21 protein-coding genes and 1 pseudogene are annotated in these 17,231 nt (G+C 65.6%); 8 read left to right on the top strand and 14 right to left on the bottom strand.

Annotated features, from left to right (window positions below):
* Complete coding sequence (locus AC4ELS_RS10685) at positions 1-309, bottom strand: GNAT family N-acetyltransferase (protein ID WP_499047278.1); 309 nt, start codon at positions 307-309, stop codon at positions 1-3.
* 102 nt (positions 310-411) lie between these two features.
* Between AC4ELS_RS10685 and AC4ELS_RS10680 the strand changes: the two genes are divergently transcribed.
* A complete protein-coding gene (locus tag AC4ELS_RS10680; protein ID WP_499047276.1) occupies positions 412-1,026 on the top strand; it encodes an LGFP repeat-containing protein in 615 nt (204 codons plus the stop codon).
* Between the two features lie 17 nt (positions 1,027-1,043).
* On the opposite strand, the gene AC4ELS_RS10675 is transcribed toward AC4ELS_RS10680, so the two are convergent.
* Positions 1,044-1,883, bottom strand: a complete 840-nt coding sequence (locus AC4ELS_RS10675; protein ID WP_064879518.1) for a glycoside hydrolase family 16 protein — start codon at positions 1,881-1,883, stop codon at positions 1,044-1,046.
* Between the two features lie 130 nt (positions 1,884-2,013).
* Here AC4ELS_RS10675 and AC4ELS_RS10670 point away from each other — a divergent pair, with 130 nt between their 5' ends.
* The 4 genes from AC4ELS_RS10670 (at position 2,014) to AC4ELS_RS10655 (ending at position 5,952) form a co-directional block, all read left to right on the top strand.
* Complete coding sequence (locus AC4ELS_RS10670) at positions 2,014-2,268, top strand: hypothetical protein (protein ID WP_110776888.1); 255 nt, start codon at positions 2,014-2,016, stop codon at positions 2,266-2,268.
* Between the two features lie 157 nt (positions 2,269-2,425).
* A complete protein-coding gene (locus AC4ELS_RS10665) occupies positions 2,426-2,848 on the top strand; it encodes a hypothetical protein (protein ID WP_131812713.1) in 423 nt (140 codons plus the stop codon).
* A 73-nt stretch (positions 2,849-2,921) separates the two neighbouring features.
* Positions 2,922-3,584, top strand: coding sequence for a YczE/YyaS/YitT family protein (locus tag AC4ELS_RS10660; protein ID WP_499047272.1), 663 nt, complete (start codon positions 2,922-2,924; stop codon positions 3,582-3,584).
* A 103-nt stretch (positions 3,585-3,687) separates the two neighbouring features.
* Complete coding sequence (locus AC4ELS_RS10655) at positions 3,688-5,952, top strand: winged helix-turn-helix domain-containing protein (protein ID WP_499047270.1); 2,265 nt, start codon at positions 3,688-3,690, stop codon at positions 5,950-5,952.
* Here AC4ELS_RS10655 and AC4ELS_RS10650 read toward each other — a convergent pair.
* The 10 genes and pseudogenes from AC4ELS_RS10650 to AC4ELS_RS10605 form a co-directional block, all read right to left on the bottom strand.
* Positions 5,882-6,718, bottom strand: a complete 837-nt coding sequence (locus AC4ELS_RS10650; RefSeq protein ID WP_499047267.1) for a bile acid:sodium symporter family protein — start codon at positions 6,716-6,718, stop codon at positions 5,882-5,884. The genes AC4ELS_RS10655 and AC4ELS_RS10650 overlap by 71 nt on opposite strands.
* A gap of 5 nt (positions 6,719-6,723) precedes the next feature.
* Positions 6,724-7,731 carry a hypothetical protein gene (locus AC4ELS_RS10645; RefSeq protein ID WP_064879507.1) on the bottom strand — a complete coding sequence of 336 codons (1,008 nt, stop codon included), beginning with the start codon at positions 7,729-7,731 and terminating at the stop codon, positions 6,724-6,726.
* Positions 7,728-9,074, bottom strand: coding sequence for a Dyp-type peroxidase (locus AC4ELS_RS10640; RefSeq protein ID WP_499047265.1), 1,347 nt, complete (start codon positions 9,072-9,074; stop codon positions 7,728-7,730). The genes AC4ELS_RS10645 and AC4ELS_RS10640 overlap by 4 nt, the downstream gene beginning before the upstream one ends.
* An 11-nt stretch (positions 9,075-9,085) precedes the next feature.
* Positions 9,086-9,649 carry a hypothetical protein gene (locus AC4ELS_RS10635; RefSeq protein ID WP_055116840.1) on the bottom strand — a complete coding sequence of 188 codons (564 nt, stop codon included), beginning with the start codon at positions 9,647-9,649 and terminating at the stop codon, positions 9,086-9,088.
* 171 nt (positions 9,650-9,820) lie between these two features.
* The gene (locus tag AC4ELS_RS10630; protein ID WP_499047262.1) at positions 9,821-10,111 is read right to left on the bottom strand and encodes a cupin domain-containing protein; all 291 of its coding nucleotides are present in this window, start codon (positions 10,109-10,111) and stop codon (positions 9,821-9,823) included.
* Between the two features lie 57 nt (positions 10,112-10,168).
* Positions 10,169-10,471 carry a hypothetical protein gene (locus AC4ELS_RS10625; protein WP_499047259.1) on the bottom strand — a complete coding sequence of 101 codons (303 nt, stop codon included), beginning with the start codon at positions 10,469-10,471 and terminating at the stop codon, positions 10,169-10,171.
* Positions 10,472-10,500: 29 nt separating this feature from the next.
* Positions 10,501-11,862: a cytochrome P450 gene (locus AC4ELS_RS10620; RefSeq protein WP_499047256.1), complete on the bottom strand. Its 1,362-nt coding sequence runs from the start codon at positions 11,860-11,862 to the stop codon at positions 10,501-10,503.
* A gap of 78 nt (positions 11,863-11,940) precedes the next feature.
* The gene (locus AC4ELS_RS10615) at positions 11,941-12,363 is read right to left on the bottom strand and encodes a YybH family protein (RefSeq protein WP_064879561.1); all 423 of its coding nucleotides are present in this window, start codon (positions 12,361-12,363) and stop codon (positions 11,941-11,943) included.
* A gap of 42 nt (positions 12,364-12,405) precedes the next feature.
* Positions 12,406-13,910: pseudogene (gene arsB / locus AC4ELS_RS10610) on the bottom strand (ACR3 family arsenite efflux transporter).
* Complete coding sequence (locus AC4ELS_RS10605; protein WP_448442181.1) at positions 13,895-14,326, bottom strand: ArsI/CadI family heavy metal resistance metalloenzyme; 432 nt, start codon at positions 14,324-14,326, stop codon at positions 13,895-13,897. The pseudogene arsB and the gene AC4ELS_RS10605 overlap by 16 nt, the downstream one beginning before the upstream one ends.
* A 99-nt stretch (positions 14,327-14,425) precedes the next feature.
* On the opposite strand from AC4ELS_RS10605, the gene AC4ELS_RS10600 reads away from it, so the two are divergent.
* Entirely contained in the window at positions 14,426-14,785 is a 360-nt protein-coding gene (locus AC4ELS_RS10600; RefSeq protein ID WP_064959683.1) for an Rv2640c family ArsR-like transcriptional regulator, read from the top strand.
* 37 nt (positions 14,786-14,822) lie between these two features.
* Here the strand turns inward: AC4ELS_RS10600 and AC4ELS_RS10595 are convergent, their stop codons facing one another.
* Positions 14,823-15,116, bottom strand: coding sequence for a DUF4193 domain-containing protein (locus tag AC4ELS_RS10595; RefSeq protein ID WP_064879481.1), 294 nt, complete (start codon positions 15,114-15,116; stop codon positions 14,823-14,825).
* 158 nt (positions 15,117-15,274) lie between these two features.
* Between AC4ELS_RS10595 and AC4ELS_RS10590 the strand changes: the two genes are divergently transcribed.
* Positions 15,275-15,589: a hypothetical protein gene (locus AC4ELS_RS10590; RefSeq protein ID WP_236734649.1), complete on the top strand. Its 315-nt coding sequence runs from the start codon at positions 15,275-15,277 to the stop codon at positions 15,587-15,589.
* Between the two features lie 71 nt (positions 15,590-15,660).
* The gene (locus tag AC4ELS_RS10585; protein WP_448442399.1) at positions 15,661-16,590 is read left to right on the top strand and encodes a TauD/TfdA dioxygenase family protein; all 930 of its coding nucleotides are present in this window, start codon (positions 15,661-15,663) and stop codon (positions 16,588-16,590) included.
* Positions 16,591-16,603: 13 nt separating this feature from the next.
* On the opposite strand, the gene AC4ELS_RS10580 is transcribed toward AC4ELS_RS10585, so the two are convergent.
* Positions 16,604-16,888, bottom strand: a complete 285-nt coding sequence (locus tag AC4ELS_RS10580; protein ID WP_064879476.1) for a hypothetical protein — start codon at positions 16,886-16,888, stop codon at positions 16,604-16,606.
* Positions 16,889-17,231: the final 343 nt, after the last annotated feature.

The following is a 17,231-nucleotide window of genomic DNA, read 5'->3' as shown; positions in this document are numbered from 1 at the left end:
TCACCGGTCGGTGATGTCGGCATACTCCGGATGCTTGTCGATGTACTCGGCCACCATCCAGCACGTGGGCACGATGCGCAGCCCCGCGGCGCGCGTCGAACGTAAGGCTTCGGCGATGAGGATCGTCGCCAGCCCGCGGCCACGGAACTGTGGGTCGACCTCGGTATGAGGAAAGATTCGCTGCCCGTCACGGTCGTGGAAATCGGCGAGCCCGACCGTCCTGCCGTCGACGTCGATGGTGAAGCGGTCAGCGTGTTCGGCCACGCTTGTCGCAGCACCGGTGCGGTCGAGTTGGGTCCCCGAGCTCATCTGCCCTCCGTTCGCCGTTATCCCACGATAGCCGCGGCCTGCGATGTCCAAGGATCCCGGCGTTTGCTGATGAGGCGCCCACAGCGGTGTTACGTTCAAAAAATGGATCAAAAGCTGATCAAACGCACAGGTGCGCTGGCTGCAGCTTTCGCCATCACGGGGGCGGCTGCCATCGCATGCTCAGAGGAATCAAAAGACCAGACCAAGGACGCCTTGTCCAGCGCGACGAGTGCCGCGTCGTCGGCCGTCGATGCCGGCACGAGCAAGGCTAAGGAGGGTGCCAGCTCCGCTTCGAGCGCGGTCTCGTCGGCTGTCGAAGGCGCACCCAGCACCGTGAATGCGCCCGGTGTCGGCGAGGTGGTACTCGACGCTCCCATCGCCGAGGAATACTCCGATGCCGGCGGCGAAGCCAAGCTGGGGCTACCGACAGCGCAGCCGGAGAAGGTGGGCGATGGCACCGTGCAGGCATTCGCCAACGGCACCATCTTCTCGTCACCGTCGACCGGCGCGCACGTGGTGCAGGGCGAGATTCTGCGGGTCTACACCGCAAACGGTGGTCCGGCGGGCAAGCTTGGCTTTCCTACCGGCGACGAGGACGAGACCGGCGGTGGACCGGATGTCGCCAACGGCGGTTGGGTCACCGAATTTCAGCACGGCACCATCAGCTGGCTGAACAAGGGTGACGGCACGTTCGCGGAGACCATCACGCCCAAGTAGCGGTTGCGCTACCGCGGCTACCAGACGCGGACGTAGTCCACGAGCATGTCGGCCGGGTAGGTGCCGCCGCTGGGGTCTTCTCCGCCCGAACCTGCCACCGCAAGGTTCAAGACGACGAACATCGTGTAACCGGGCTGGCTGAACGGCCAGTCCGGCAGCTGGCTCGCCGAGACCTCGAAGTAGGGCTTCGCGCCTTCGGTGTAGTCCTGCCAGAACCGGGCGCCGTTCGCGTCCCACTGGGTACGCCACGTGTGCCAGCCGGTGTCGACAGCGATGTTGTGGGTCTCCCACTCGCCGCCGTTCGACTTGGCATGGACGGTGGTGGCGGAGGGCCACTTGCCGTTGCCGTACCACTCGACGATGTCGAGTTCACCCTCGCCCAGGGTGCCCAGCCAGAAGGCCGGCCAGGCGCCCGCGGTCAGGCAGTTGAACTTGATCCGGGCTTCCCACGTATGCCCGGCGCCGCCCTCCCACACGCTCGCCAGCTTGGCGCCGTAGTAGGTGTCGCCTTCCTTCGTGGCGCGGATGACGAGATTCCCTTTGCCGTCGAGGAAGGCGTTCTTGCGGTCATCGCGGTACTGCCCGATACGGCCGGGCACCTCCCAGTAGGTGGGGTCCTTGATGGTCTCCCGGGCCTTCGCGATGGTCCACTTCGACGTATTCGGCGACGAGCCGGCAGCCCCGTCGAACTCGTCCGCGAACACGTAGTTCACCGTGGCCTGTGGTGCCGACGGCGCGGGAACAGGCGGTGTCAGGGGCTTGGTCGGGAGGGCCTGGGCTTGCGGGGCGGGTATTGCCGCTGCCATCACGCCCAGACCTGACAACATCATCATTTTTCGGCGATCCAAGTTGGCCATGGTGGACCACCCTAGCCGTGCTGCGTGCGTGAGTGCGGAATCGAGGGTTTTGCCGGGGGAAGTTCACTTCAGAAGATTTCCATAGGAAACGCTTCATCCCTGCTCAGTCAGCGCGGGCACAGTGGGTTGTATGACACTGATCGATTCTTTGCGCCGGGCCACACGGGGGCGCAGTGCGCTGACCGCCGGGCTGGTACTCGCCGGAGCGTTCGTCGCGCTCCTGCTCAGTGTCGCCACCAGCGGGGAGTGGGCCACGGTGCTGGCCTCACTGGCCGGCTTCGCGACGGCCATCACGGTGATCGCGGCCGTGGCGACGAGTTGGGAACACGTCGTCGTCAACGCCCGCAGCGCCGGGTTGGTCGAATCCGAGGTCGAGTCCCGGTAACCCGCGGCTGGTTTGCCAGCTAAGGTGATCGCTGCTCAACCGCGCCGGCTCGAGTCGCCGCACTGCCAATTCTGCTGTGCCCAAGGCACGTTCGTGTGAGATGCTCTCCGCGTCAATTTTGGGCACCGGGTCGGGGCGACTTCAGGGGAGTGCGATCGTGAGACTTGTCATGGGCTTTATTCCGGCGATGGTTCTTGCCGGAACCGCTGTCGGTTTCGCGAGCCCGGCTTTCGCCGAGGAACTCAACGGCACCTATCGCTATGACCACGACGGCCCGTCGACGTGGAGCACCTGGACCGTGACGTCGTGTGGCCAGGGTTGCGCCGACGTGGCGGCGACCGGCGGCGCGACCTGGGCGCCATACGGCGGGCGGGCTCACCTGGATGGCGGACGTTGGACGATGGTGAGCCCTTGGACCGACGCGGGGACCTGCGAGGGCACCCCGCTGACCGCCTCACGCACGCTTTCCTGGGACGACGAGACACTCACCGGCACCGGCTACGCCACCTGGGAGGCCAGCGATTGCGGCCCGGCCGAGCGTAGCGAGCGGTTCTCGTTCACGCTGACCAAGCAGTCGTAGAACGGACTCCGACGCGTCGACCGTGAATGACCACCACGCTCTGCGATAGTCGTGGATTGTGGGTGGTCAGAAAATGCACTACTGGCGACGGTCGTTCTGGGCACTCGTAGGTGTTGCGGTCCTGGGTGTCGGGTCGGCCGTGTTGCGCGTCGCCCAGGTCGGTGTGGATCCCTACACCGCGGCCAACATCGGCATCAGCAACACGATCGGTCTCGACCTCGGCACGTACCAGCTCATCAGCAACGCCGTGCTGCTGATCCCGGTCTTCTTCTTCGGCCGCATGTACATCGGGATCGGCTCGATCATCAACATGGTCATGACCGGGTACTTCATTCAGTGGTTCTCGGCCCTGTTGAGCCCACTGGTTCCCGCCGATCCGGGACGCGTGCTGCAGACCGGGATGTTCCTCGTCGGCATCACGCTGTTCGCCGCCGGTGCATCGATGTACATGACCGCGGCGCTGGGCAACGCCCCGTACGACGCGATCGCCCCGATCATCGTCGACCACACCCGCCTGCCGTACCGGGTGGTGCGGGTGGCCCAGGATCTCGCGTTCGTCGCGTTGGCCTTGGCCTTCCACGGGCAGGTCGGCATCGGGACCGTGATGACCGCGTTCTTCGCCGGCCCGCTGATCGACTTCTTCACCGAGAAGGTCAACAAGCCGCTGATGAAGAAGGACCTGGCGGCACTCGAAGCATTCCAGCAGCGCGTGAAGACCACCCGCTGGCATTTCTGACGGCGACCGCGTTTGTCCTGCCCCGTCAAAATCTTTGACGGATCCGCGCCGGACCTGCCGTGCAGACAGGCGCGCTCTGGCGCCACTGACCTAGTATGCCCAGGTGGGAGCAGGATCCTGGCCGGCGCACATTCCGGTGGCGACCGTCGGACGGCCTGCCACCGCACGCGCCGGTGTTCCCCGTCCAGAAATCACCCGTTTGCTGCAGGACCGCACCGGTCTGGTGGTGGTCACCGCACCGGCGGGATACGGCAAGACCACTGCGGTGGCGCAGTGGGACGACGCCGACGAACGCCCGTTCGCATGGGCGCGGCTCGACAATCTCGACAACGACCCCGCGCATCTGCTGTTGCATCTCGCCACAGCGCTGAACCAGGTCAAGCCGATCGATCCGGCGGTGCTGCAGTACCTGCAGGGCGCAGGACGGGCCGAGACCCAATTGGCGTCGGCATTCGTCCAGGCACTCGAAACCGCGGGGCCCGTCGTTCTGGTGCTCGACGACGTCCACGAGTTGTCGGCGAGCGCCGCGGTCGACACCCTGCGCGCCGTGGTGGACCTTGCCCCGAGTTCGACGACGTTGGTGCTGGTCGGCCGGCAGGCTCCGGCACTCGATCTGGCCCGCCGCCGGCTGCAGGGCTACGTCGTCGACATCGGAATTCCGGAGCTGAAGCTGTCCGGATCCGAAGGCGCCGCTGCTTTCGCGGCCCTCGGTGCCGGGATGGACGAGGCCACGATCGCACGCGTTCTCGACAAATGTGAAGGCTGGGCGGCCGGGGTGGTGATGGCGGCCCTGGCGCTGCGCGATGGCGCCCCCGCCGAGGCGGTGACCGGCCGGCACCGGCTGATGGCCGACTATCTGGTGGAGGAAGTGCTCAGCCACCTCGAACCCGACACCGTCACGTTTCTGACGGAATCGGCCATCCTGGACCGCTTTTGCGCCGGCGAGCTCGACGCGCTGCTGGGCCGAAGCGATTCCGCTGCGATGCTTGAGGCAATTACCGGATCGGGCAACCTGTTTCTGGTTCCCCTTGACTCCCAAGGCATCTGGTACCGCTATCACCAGCTTTTCGGTGACCTGTTGCGCGCGCGCCTACGTGACCGGGATCCGGACCGGTTCCGGGAGTTGGCGGCGCGCGCGTCCGATCGGCTGGCCCAGGCCGGTGACGTCGACGGAGCGCTGGCGCAGGCGCTCGCCGCCGATGACCGCGCCAAGGCCGCAGCACTTGTGGGGATCGACGCGGTGCGGCTGGGTTTCGATGGCCGGGTCGGTGTTCTGGCCCGCCGGCTCAGCCTGATCGACGAGCGGACCTTCACGGACTACCCGGACGCTGCGATCGCGCGGGCCTGGCTGGGCGTGATGACCGGGGACGCCGAGTTGATCCAGCGGTCCCTGTTGACCGCCGCGGCGGCCGATTCCGGGGAACCGCTCTCCGACGGCACGCCGTCCGTCGAAGTGGCCGCGGCACTGATCGGATCCCTACTGGGTGTCGGCGGCGTAGGCGAGGTCATTCGACACGCTGAAACAGTCTGTGGTGCAGGCGATCACCTGGTCAACCCGTGGTGGGGTGCGGCCACCACTATGAAGGGGGCCGCGCTGTCCATGCTCGGTGAACCCGGACCGGCGCGGGCCACCCTGGAATCGGCGATACCGGTGACCGAAGACCTCCCCGGATTCCAGGCTGCCGCGCTGGCGCATCTGGCCGCACTGGACCTCGGCGACGGCGACTTGCCTACCGCGGTTTCACACACCAACGCCGCGCGCATGATCGTCGACTCACGCGATTTGTCCGACATGGTTCCGATGGTGGTGGTCTACGCGGTCGACGCATTGGTCCGGGCTCGGCGCGGTGACCCGTCCGGAGCGCGCTCGGCCGTCCGCGCGACCGAGCGGCTCCTCGACCGGCTGGGCGATCTGTCCGCCCGCACCGCCCTGACCGCCCATGTGCTGGTCGCCGGCGCAGCCGTTGAGGTCGACGACACCGAACTGTGCGACCGACACCTGGGTGAGGCACAACGCGCGTATCGGCGTGAACCAGAGGCCGTCGGCATCGGGTTCTGGCTGGACCGCATCCAGGCCTTGTCGGCGACCCGGGCGGCCCGTGGTGCTCGGCCGGCGCTGACGACGGCCGAGCTCAGGCTGCTGCCGTACCTCGCCACCCATCTGTCGCTGCAGCGCATCGCAGGTGAGCTGTCCCTGGGCCGTGAAACCCTGAAGAGCCAGGCGAAGTCGATCTACCGCAAGCTCGGCGTCTCGTCCCGCGCTGCCGCGGTCACCGAGGCCGACCGGCTCGGGTTGCTCAGCGAGACCGTGCGAGCCGCCGCGAGAACGGCAACAGCATCAGGAACTCCACGATCAACACCACGGTGATCATCACGACCACCTTCGGATCGTCGAAGTTCTGCCCGGCCACCACGAACGCCGCGGCGGCGTTGCGCTGAGCGGTACCCAGCGCCAGGACATCCCGCGCCCCGCGGCCGCCCAGCAGCCAACCGATGCCGGCGCAGATCACCGTGTACACGACGGCGGCCAGGATGCCGAATGTGCCGAAAACCGATAGCACGCTGTTGAAATGGGCGGCGATGGTGAGCACGATCACCAGAACCATGCTGATGGTGGACACCTTGCCGACCACCAGCCGGAGGCGGGCGGCCACCGCCGGAGCGCGGGCCCGCAGCAGTAGGCCCGCGGCCAGCGGGATGAGCATCAGCACCACAAGGGACGCCGCGATCTGGGCAGGGTTGACCGCGGTGCCTGCGACGAAGATCGGCAGGACCAGTGGCACGAACCCCACGGTGATGACCATCAACAGCACCATCAGGCCCACCGCGAAGGCCATGTCGGCCTTCGCGAACTCGGCGAGCTTGATCAGGAACGGTGCGCCCGCCGCGAGCCCGCACAACAGCAACCCGATCCCGAGCGGCTCGTCCAGATCAAACACCCGCCACAGCCCGAACGCGGCCAGCGGCGCCAGCACGAAGTTCGCCGCCAGCGACAGCGCAACCAGGCGAATGTTCTTGAGCGGCGCGAGGATCTGACTGACGGTCAGGCTCAGACCGACGGCCAGGGTGCTCGACACGACGAAGAAGACGACAGCGATATTCGAGCCCTGCAACAGCAGATCTGTCACCTTCACTGCGGTCAGGCCATCGTCACGAGGTTGCGCCAGAAGGACTTCAGGCTGTCACTCGCGCCGAACAGGGTGGTGAAATGGGTTGAGTCGACCAGCACGATGTCGCCGGCGCGGTCACCGGACGGCGGCATGTGGATCAATGCGTTGAACTCCGTGTTGCCCGCCAAGGTGAACGGGTGGGGCCGGGTCTGGTCGATCAACTGCCGGCCGAGCACTCGGAGGTCCGGCCCCTCGGGAGCGGTCAGCTCATAGTGCGGCAAGTGGGGATGCAAGGCCAGCGTCGTGACGTCGCGCAGCAAGCCGGCCGAATCCAGATCGCGGAAACCGGTAAGCGGCACAATCTGTTTGGTGCCCTCGACCGTGGCGGGACGCAGGCCCCAGGTGTTGTGCACCGGGATGTTCAGCCCGGTCAGCAGCGACCGGGCGTAGCCGCTGAACCGCTGGACGCGCGGCGTCAGCGGGTCACCGTGGTGCAGATACTCCATCTGTTGCTGCTCTTTGTCGTCGGTGAACCCGACGTCGTGGTGCGGCGCGAGCATCAGGCACTTGCCTTCCTGCCGCAACCACTGCTGTATCGCCGCGATCTCCTCTGGCAAGGCATCCTCCTCGCCTAGCAGGTGGTCGAGGCCGAAGATCATCAGGGTGTCGGTGTCGTCGAGGATGCGTTCATCGATGGGCAACCGGTACCCGGCCTGGTCGACCCGCTGGAACACCGCCACCGGATGTCCGGTCGCCTCACCGGCCACCTCCTGGAAATTCAGGGACGACCGGTGGAACAGTTCCAGCGTTCCGTCGATGCCCTGCAGGAAGTCGCGGGGGTCGTACTCGGGTCCGGCGTAGGCGGGCCAGGTCGCCAGACGAACCTCGGTCATGGTGGAGAATCGGTTGTACAGCAGTGCCGAATCGCGCTGCGCCTCCCACGGGTAGCTCCACGACCAGTAGATCGACACCCGCCGTTTGCCGTTGTGCGGGCGGGTGATGTGCGCCTGGTTATAGGTGCGGGCGGGCGTGGTCATGCTGACTCCTTCATTCTTGGGGTCTCAAGGTTTGAGAGGTAACGCAGCGCGCTCAGGCCGGGCAGAAAGAAGTAGGCCCCGCCGCGCAGCGTGGTGAACGCGGGTAACCCCTTGTGCACCTTCCGGATCGGACGATTCGGAATCGTGAAGTCCAGCGTGCCGTCCTGGACGCCGCAGATGGGGTCGTGTTCGTTGCCGAGATCTTTGAATGCCGCGTCGTTGATCCAGACGTTCTGCGCGAACTCGAACTGGCGCACCAGGCTGGCGCAGATCAGGAACATCCCGACCCCGCGTTCGACTCCGTCGTCGGCAACACCTTCGGGTAGTGCCGGTCCGTAGGTGCCGCTGCGCCGGATCAGCCTTCGCCGATTGGGATTCGGCTCGGTATCGCGTGGGTTGAGGCGACGAGCGTGGGAGCCGAGCGGGCAGGCGTAGCCGTGTGGATCCATCTCGGCGTAGTCGAAGTCGTTGTTGCGCATCGGATCCGCACCGAGTTCCGGGTCGTCACGCTCAGGTGCCAGGACCAGCGGCGCGCCGCTGCGCCACCGCCCCATGAACTTCGCGGCCAGCAACTCCTCGCCGTCGGCGTCCTCGGCGTTCTGCTTCAGGTAGTCCCGGAAGATTCCGACGTGTTCTTCCAGCCGGCGGTACGCCAGGTAGCTGCCGTTGCGTGAAAGCACCTCGGGTGTGGGATGGTTCGCCTCCAACCCCTCCTCATCCGGATAACCGAGGATGAACTCACCGGGTGCCAGATACCCACCTGCGCCGGGTATCAACACCTCGCCCGAACCCTTCATCTGCGGCTGCGACACCGGATCGCGGTACCCGAAATGGTCGTGGTCGTACTCGAACGGAGCGGTGGCGGCCAGATCCAGATACGACAGGGTCCGCACCCCGGGGCAGCGGGCCAGCAGGGCGTCGTGTTCGCCCACGCACCGCACGCGTTCCGCCTCGTCCCGGGCGAACAGGATGACGATGGCATGCAGATCGTCGTCGGCGAGCCCGCCCAGCCAGTGTTCAGGTGCGGCGGTACCGGTGTCCCCGAGGATGGCGGCCCGCGACGCCATCCCTTCGCGGAACTCGCCCGGGAACGATGCCAGCGACTCCTCGTCCAGACCCAACGCGCGCAACCCATTCCAGGTGAAGGCCAGGTTGACCCAACGTTTGAAGACGTTGACCGTCTCACGAACATCGGTGGCCGACTGCACGAGCGGCACCATTTCGGACAACCAGGCCCGCCCCGCTTCGGGGGTGTCGAAGGACAGGAATTCATACCGACCGGTCAGATGCGGTGTCCCGGTCAGCATGATGTGCTGGATGTCGTCGAATTCGAGGTCGGTCATTGCATCCATGGTCACTGCATCTGATCCAACATGTCCGCGAACGCCGCCTTGAGCCGCAACGCCTTCTTGACCTCCTCGGACGTCACGTACGGGTACTCGCCGTACTCCAGGAAGCTGGGTACCTGGTGGTCGCGGACGAACATGATGAAGGCCTCCGGGTTGGTCTTCCAGTCCTCCGGGAAGCCCTCCAGATGAGTGAACGCCGTGGTGATGCCGGTCGAGCTGAACAGTTTTACGGCGTCCTCGGTGTACTTGTCGAAGTCGGTGTCGAAGATGCCCTGGTATTGGAAATGCAGACCCGAGCCGACATCGAACAGCTGCCAGCGCAGGTAGTGCAGCTTCAGCGGAGCAAGCACATCGGGCTGTGCGGCGACGGCGGCCTCGAGCTGCTTGCCGTAGTCGCGGATCGCCTGCTCGTGGCCGTCCAGCACCTTGGCGATGATGTTGAAGCCGTAGCACGCGGGGGTGCGGGGGAAGACCGGGCCATACCGACCCCGGGTCAGTTCGAAGTAGCCCTCTTTGGGGAGGGCGAGGGCTGCGGGCTGGGTCCAATCGTTGTTTCCGTTGTGCGCCATGGCAACGAGATTATGAGCGCGTTGACCGCACGTCGTCCCCCAATTCGGGGGAAAAACCGCCTGTCAGGGGCACAGTGCTGATGTGTGCGTCACATGGACGCGACCGGCAATCGGGGTGGCCCGGTGCCGCCTTCTCGTGCCTGCGCCTCATATGAGTGCGAGTTTGACGCGTCAGGCCAGTCGCTCGACTTCGACGAAGATGATCGGATCGCGGTCGCCGCGGTTCTCGACGGTGTGCTCGGAGCCTGCGGGACGTGAATAGCTCTGCCCGGCTACGAGTTCTGCGACGATCTCGGAGCCGTCGGCAGTGACGACATGCATGGTGCCGGTGGCCACGGGAACGACCACATACTCGTAATCGTGCCGGTGCATCGGTATCGCGCCGCCCGGGTCGATCGTCCACTTGGTGGCGCGGAACCACTCATTGTCGAGCTGGATCTCACCGTGGGACCCGGTCGTCATGATCCTCCTTGCCGCCGTCCGCTTCGGAATCTCACCGCCCAGGCTGGTGGCCGGCCGTCAGAAGTCGGGCGTGCTCACGTTTTCGAGCCCCTGCTTGGGGCCCGTCGGAGCGACCGGCGCAGTAGGAATCGCCTGGATTCCTGACGAACCACATTCCGTGCCGCTCACCCCGGGCGGGCACAGGTTGTTGCCGCTCGGTGAGTTCGGCACCAGATAGGGGACACAATTCTGGGTATAGGTGTCGTTGTCCTCGCCGTTCGGGCAGGCCGCCAGCACGGCCGACGGGGCGGGCAGGGCGGCGACCGCAGTCGCCGCTACCATCGCGATGCCGCAGCAGGCGGAGATGATCAGGTGTCGCATAGGGATCAAGGCTGTCATGTCATTCGCTTTCAGTCGATGACCGCAGTGGCCTTGTGCACGGTAATCGGCGCGGCCAACTGCTGCTCGTCGCAGATCCGTTGCAGTTTCTTCAGTGTCTCGGCCAGGCCCAGACCGGTCCGCCGGCCCGGGGTGAATGTCGCGGGTAGGTGCTGCATGCCCTGGATGACGCCGATGGTCTCGTAGTGGACGGCGCCCGCCGGGTCGCATCGGTAGTCCGGCATCCGGTCGAGCACCCCGGTCAACATCGACTTGAACACCGTCCGCGCCACATTCGAGCCGATGCAGCGATGTACGCCCAAGCCGAAACTGAAGTGGCGGTTACCCGTTCGGTCCATCATGAGCTCGTTCGGGTTCTCGAAGACACGTGGGTCGCGGTTGGCCATCGCCCAGGACAACCACAGCCGCTCACCTTCCTTGAGCGGCACGCCGTCTACTTCGATGTCCTCGGAGACCGTGCGGCCGTCCCCCGGGGCAGGGGTGAAGAACCGCAGGAACTCCTCGGTCGCCGGGTCGAGCAGAAAAGCGCGGTCCCGGCTCAACCGCTCCCGCTGATCGGGGTGCTCGGAAAGCCACTCGAGCGAGTGCGCGGTCAGCGCTGTCGTGGTGTCGAAACCTCCGCCGATCAGGAGCATGAGCATGCCCAGAATCTCCGAATCGGGAGCCGGCTCGCCGTCGATGCGCATCTGGACCATCGCGTCGATCAGTCCGGGACGCGGATCCTCGCGGATCACCGCGACGTGCCCCATCATGTGTACCGCTGAAGCCACTGACAGGTCGAAGACGCGCTGGGCGTCGGGGGAGTCGGCCCGGGTGTACACCGATGCATGTGCGGGTTCGCAGTAGATCTCCCATTCGGCGAGCGGGACGCCCAACAGTCCGAGCGTCAACACAGCCGGCACGATGTTCGCCAGATCGTCGACGAAATCGATACTGCCGTCTTCGATCTTATCGTCCAGACACGCCCTGACGAGTTCGTCGACGACAGGTTTCCACCGCGCGACCGCGGCCGGTGACAGGTAGCCGTTGAGCGGTGTCCGGTAGGAACGGTGTTCGGGATCATCCATCTCCAGCATGCCGCCGCGGAACTGCGTGCTCACCTCGCCGCGCGGAATGTTGATGCCCCGATAGCCTTTTCGTTCCCCGACGACGTCGTTGTCATTCGAGATGTGTGGGCAGCGGGCCAGTTCGAAGACCTGGCTGCTGCCGGCGGCCACCCAATGTCCGCCGTATGTGTCGGTCCAGGCGAGCGGACAGGAGCCCAGCATCTCCGACGTGATCGGCTCGAACTGGTCGCGGTACTGCGGGGTGTGCCGGTCGAAGTGGTAGCTGTGCTCGCTATGTCGAGCTTCTGCCGTCGCGCCCTCGGTCATCTGCGCCTCCAACGTCGTTGTCGGTCTGCAGGTCTGAGGATAGGAACTACGCGCGCCGGTGTGGGCGGTTCTGGCAGATCACGGCGTCAGATTCAGGACGGCCTTGCCGTATTCGAGGTCCGCGGGCACCGAGATGTGGTCGTGAAAGACGCGCCAGACGCCGTCGACGCAACGCAGACATGCCGTCCATCGCACCCACATGTCGGTGTCACGGCCACTGGCGAGGGTGCCGCGGACGTGGTTGAGGCTGTGCACGAACGCGATGTCGCCCTCGGTGGTGACGGTCAGCTCGTGCACGTCGTAGCCGATCGGCCCGGTATACGCGGTGAAGACCTCCTGCCAGGCCCGTCGCTTGTTGTCGTCACCCGCGTAGCGCAGCGGTGCCCCGAGATCGAAAGACACGACATCGGGCGCGTAGAGAGCCGTGAGCGTGTCCAGATCGCGCGCACGGATCGCATTCACACCCTCGGCGATGCGCTGGCGAATGGCGGCTTCAGTCACGAATGTCACGGTAGGCCACCATCGCCATCGGACACCGGAAAATCAGTCGGCGGGGCCGAGTCCGAGTTCACCGAGGAGGACTCGAACGCGTCGTTCGATGTCGTCACGGATCGGACGGGCGGCTTCGACTCCGAGGCCGGCCGGGTCGGCCAGGTCCCAGTTCTCGTAGCGCTTGCCCGGGAAGTACGGACAGGTGTCTCCGCACCCCATCGTGACCACGACGTCGCTCGCCTCGACGATGTCGTCGGTCCATCGCTGCGGCTGTTCGTGCGCGATATCGATACCGACCTCGGCCATGGCGGCGATCGCGGCGGGATTCACCTCGTCAGCCGGCTCCGAGCCGCCCGAGAACACGGACGCTCGGTCTCCGGCGAGGTGGGTGAAGTAGCCCATCGCCATTTGGGACCGGCCTGCGTTGTGGGTGCATAGGAACAACACGCTGGGGCGGTCGCGCTCGGTCATCGAGGTCTCCTCACAGGACGGTCGTCTCCTGCGGTTGCGAACCGGCGCCGCAATCCCAGTGACACGTAGACCAGCGCCACGAGGACGGGCACTTCGATCAGGGGGCCGACGACACCTGCCAGGGCCTGGCCAGAGGTGGCACCGTACGTCGCGATCGCCACCGCGATGGCCAGTTCGAAGTTGTTGCCTGCGGCCGTGAACGCCAGGGTGGTGGTGCGCTCGTAGCCCAGCCCCAGCGCAGCGCCCAGTGCGTATCCGCCGCCCCACATGATCGCGAAGTACGCCAGCAGCGGCAGCGCGATGCGGGCGACGTCCCAGGGGCGAGTGGCGATCTGGTCACCCTGAAGCGCGAACAGCACCACGATGGTGAACAGCAGTCCGTACAGGGCCCACGGGCCGATACGCGGCAGGAACGTCGTTTCGTACCAGTCCCTGCCTTTCGCGGATTCACCGATGCGACGTGACAGGTACCCGGCCAGCAGTGGGATGCCAAGGAAGATCAGCACCGATTTGGCGATCTGCCACGGCGATGTGTCGATACTCGTCTGTTCCAACCCGAGCCAGCCCGGCAGCACCGACAGGTAGAACCAGCCGAGTACGGCGAACATGAGCACCTGGAACATCGAATTGAGGGCGACCAGTACCGCGGCGGCCTCACGGTCGCCGCAGGCCAGGTCGTTCCAGATGATGACCATCGCGATGCACCGGGCCAGTCCGACGATGATCAGGCCCGTCCGGTACTCAGGTAGATCCGGCAGAAAGAGCCACGCCAGCGCGAACATCAGGGCGGGACCCAGCACCCAGTTGAGGACCAGCGAGCTGATCAACAGCTTGCGATCACCGGTCACCCGGTCCAGCCGGTCGTAGCGCACCTTGGCCAGGACCGGGTACATCATGATCAGCAGGCCCAGGGCGATCGGCAGTGAAATGCCGTCGATCTGAACGTGATTCAGGGCAGTGTTGACGCCGGGGACGAGTCTGCCCAGCAGCAGACCTCCCGCCATCGCCACGCCGATCCATACCGGCAGCAGTCGGTCCAGCGTGGAAAGTCGCGAAGTGACAGCCTGGTTCACGATGTGCAGCAGGTGCCGCCGGCCTCGGGGCTGTTGAGGGCGGGGGAGTTCGCGCCGAAGGACTCTGAGTCGGCGAGAACGGTGTAGACCTCCCACTTTTCGCCGGCAGGCCCCGTCACCCAGACCTTGTCCTGCGTGGCGAAGCAGCAGGTCGTGCCGATCTCCTCCTCGGTGAACAGGCCTTCGTTCGTCAGGCGCGCGATCTCGGCGTGCACCTCGTCGCTGGACTCGACTTCGACGCCGAGGTGGTTGAGTGTCCCGCCGTGACCGGGGTTTTCGATGAGTACCAACTTCAGCGGGGGCGCGGCGATCGCGAAGTTGGCGTAGCCCGGCTTGACCTTCGCCGGCGCGGTGTCGAAGAGCTTCGAGTAGAACGTGATCGCCTCGTCGAGATCATCGACGTTCAAGGCGAGTTGTGCGCGGGACATGGCAGCCTCCGGACCTCTGTGGCATATGTCGAACTATCGGGCAGCATCGATGATGCCACCTCTTCGACATATGTCAATGTCCTCTGGCAGAATCGATCCATGCCCAAGGCGTTGCCGGTGGTCGACACCACCGAACCGGTCTGCTGCACACCTGTGGCTGCGGGACCGATCGATGACGGCGGAGCGCTGGAGATTGCCTTACGGCTGAAAGCGCTGGCCGACCCGGTGCGGGTCAAGCTCGTGTCGCTGTTGTTCAGCGCCGAGGCCGGAGAAGTCTGCGGGTGTGATCTCGCGGCTGCGGTCGGCCTGGCCGAATCCACCGTCAGCCACCATCTGTCCCAATTGCGGCGGGCGGGCATGGTGGAGTCCGAACGGCGCGGTATGAACGTCTACCACCGCCCGCGCCGGGACTCGCTCGTCGCGCTGTGTTCCGTGCTCGACCCCAACTGCTGCCGGTAGGGCACGTGCGGCCGTCGGGCCGCGGTCCGGCTCTGCGTCAGACGCACTCGACGCAGAGCTGCTGCTCGCCCTTCTGCAGCGCCAACCGGTTGCGGTGCTGCACCAGGAAGCAGCTGGAACAGGTGAACTCGTCAGCTTGCTTCGGGACGACGCGCACGCTCAGCTCCTCGCCGGAGATGTCGGCGTCGGGCAGGTCGAACGAATCGACCACCTCGTCCTCGTCGATGACCGCCGTGTCGGCCGCGGTGCGCCGCGTGGCCAGCTGCTCCAGCGACTCCTCGGCGGGCTCGTCGGTCTCCTTGACGCGCGGGGCGTCGTAATCGGTAGCCATGAATGATCCTCCTAAGTTCAAGACCAATGTTTCTCGCCAACGCCACAGCGGGACTCCTTGTTCCCCGGGCGAACAGCCTGTAAACGTCGGATGCACGTTAGCGGTTCAATCCGCCGGGGTCTGCATCGGTGGACGTGATGCTGAGTACAGTCGTCGGCGTGCATGACGATGTCAGAGGTTCGGACGCCGAGATCTTCGATGACGCTGAGCTTGATGAGTACCTCGATGACGACGATGCCGGCCTGGAGGATCTGGACTCCAACGGCCAGGTGATCTCGATCCGTCGCGCCGATGGCGAGGAGCTCCTCACCATCGTCGCCCAGGACGACGAGTGGAATGTCGACCTGCAGCCGGGGGGCTCCGTACAGAGCGCGTTCCTCGGTTCGCGACGGGACACCCCGGTGTGGATCAATGCCCTCGACGGCCAGATCGAGCGCGACGACGACGGCACCTACGTCATCCGCATCGACTGACCTTCGAACGCTTTGCGCTCGTAGTGAGCGCAACCGTGGTGCTGCCACACCCCATCGCCGATGGTGACGGGGTGTCCACTCTGCGTGTAGTGAAGCTCGGAGCCCATATCGGGGCCCGCATCGACGGAATCGACGTCAACGGCAACCTCGACGCCGCCACGGTGTCCGCGATCAACGATGCCCTCCTTGAACACAAGGTCATCTTCTTCCGCGGCCAACACCACCTCGACGACGACGGACAGTGGGCGTTCGCGCGGTTGCTCGGCACCCCGACCCGCGCGCATCCGACGGTCACCTCGCGCGGCGACCGGATCCTGCCGATCGACTCGCGGTATGACAAAGCGAACAGCTGGCACACCGATGTGACCTTCGTCGACCGCATACCGAAGGCCTCGTTGCTGCGGGCGGTCACGCTCCCGGAGTACGGCGGCACCACGACGTGGGCGTCGACCGAGGTCGCCTACGACCGGCTGCCCGGGCCGTTGCGAGCGCTGGTCGAGAACCTGTGGGCCGTGCACACCAACCAGTACGACTACACGGCCGGCGATCAGGTCGACCACGAGGGCCAGCCCGTTGTGGCCGACGGTCACCGTCAGTACCGCGAAGAGTTCGAATCCGAGTATTACGAGACCGAGCATCCCGTGGTGCGGGTCCATCCCGAGACGGGCAGGCACGTGCTGTTGCTGGGGCACTTCATCAAACAGTTCGTGGGTCTCAGTCCCGCCGAGTCGGCCACCCTCTTCCAACTGCTCCAGAACCGGGTCATCAAGCTGGAGAACACGATTCGATGGAACTGGGAGTTGGGGGACCTGGCGATCTGGGACAACCGGGCCACCCAGCACTACGCGGTGGCCGACTACGACGACCAATTCCGCCGGCTCAGCCGGATCACCCTGGCCGGCGACATCCCCGTCGATATCCACGGACGGCACAGCCGGGTGATCGCCGGCGACGCGTCGCGATACTCCGAGGTCATCAGGCCGGTCGCACTGGCCGGGTGAGCGGGCCCGCCGGTCAGAGCCGGTCCATCTCCCGCGCCATCAGACTGTTCTCCAGATAGCTGTAGTGCGACGGGTAGTGCGGGCGGGCGCGGTGCGTCCGCCAGTGGTCCGTCACCGAGGCCACCGCACGCGACATCATCGTGATGACGTTGTGGTGCGGATGGGCGCCGGCTGCCGCGGCCGTACTGAACAGCACCTGCTGTTCGGTGATCAGCACCGGCTCGTGCGTGTGCCGGCGCGTCGGGGTGTGTGCTGAGGCTTCGCGTCGGACGGCGGAAACCGAATGGAAAACGCTCATGTCGAAACTTCCTCTGAACCGAGCGTCTTGCTCTCCAACGCTCTCATGAAGGCAACGTACGACTGACCGGAGTCATTCCTCACGCGTAGTCCACTACCTCAATAAGGAGCATCTGCAGCTGAACGTTCTTTTACAGAGCGGGTTCTCGCGGCGCAGGGATGGACAGCTCGGATGATTTGTAAAGCCCACCACGCGGGTTGCCATCAGCCGATGGCGTGGATGAGACGTTGCCCGAGCAACTATCTTCGCGCACACGACAATTCGACGACCGGTGTGCTCCTGTGGCTCACACACCCGCCCCAGCGAGACCGCGACCGGTGGTGACATCAGCTGCGCGCGTCGT

This window comes from Mycobacterium shunyiense, from assembly GCF_058270035.1.
This window is presented reverse-complemented; position numbering and strand designations above follow the sequence as displayed.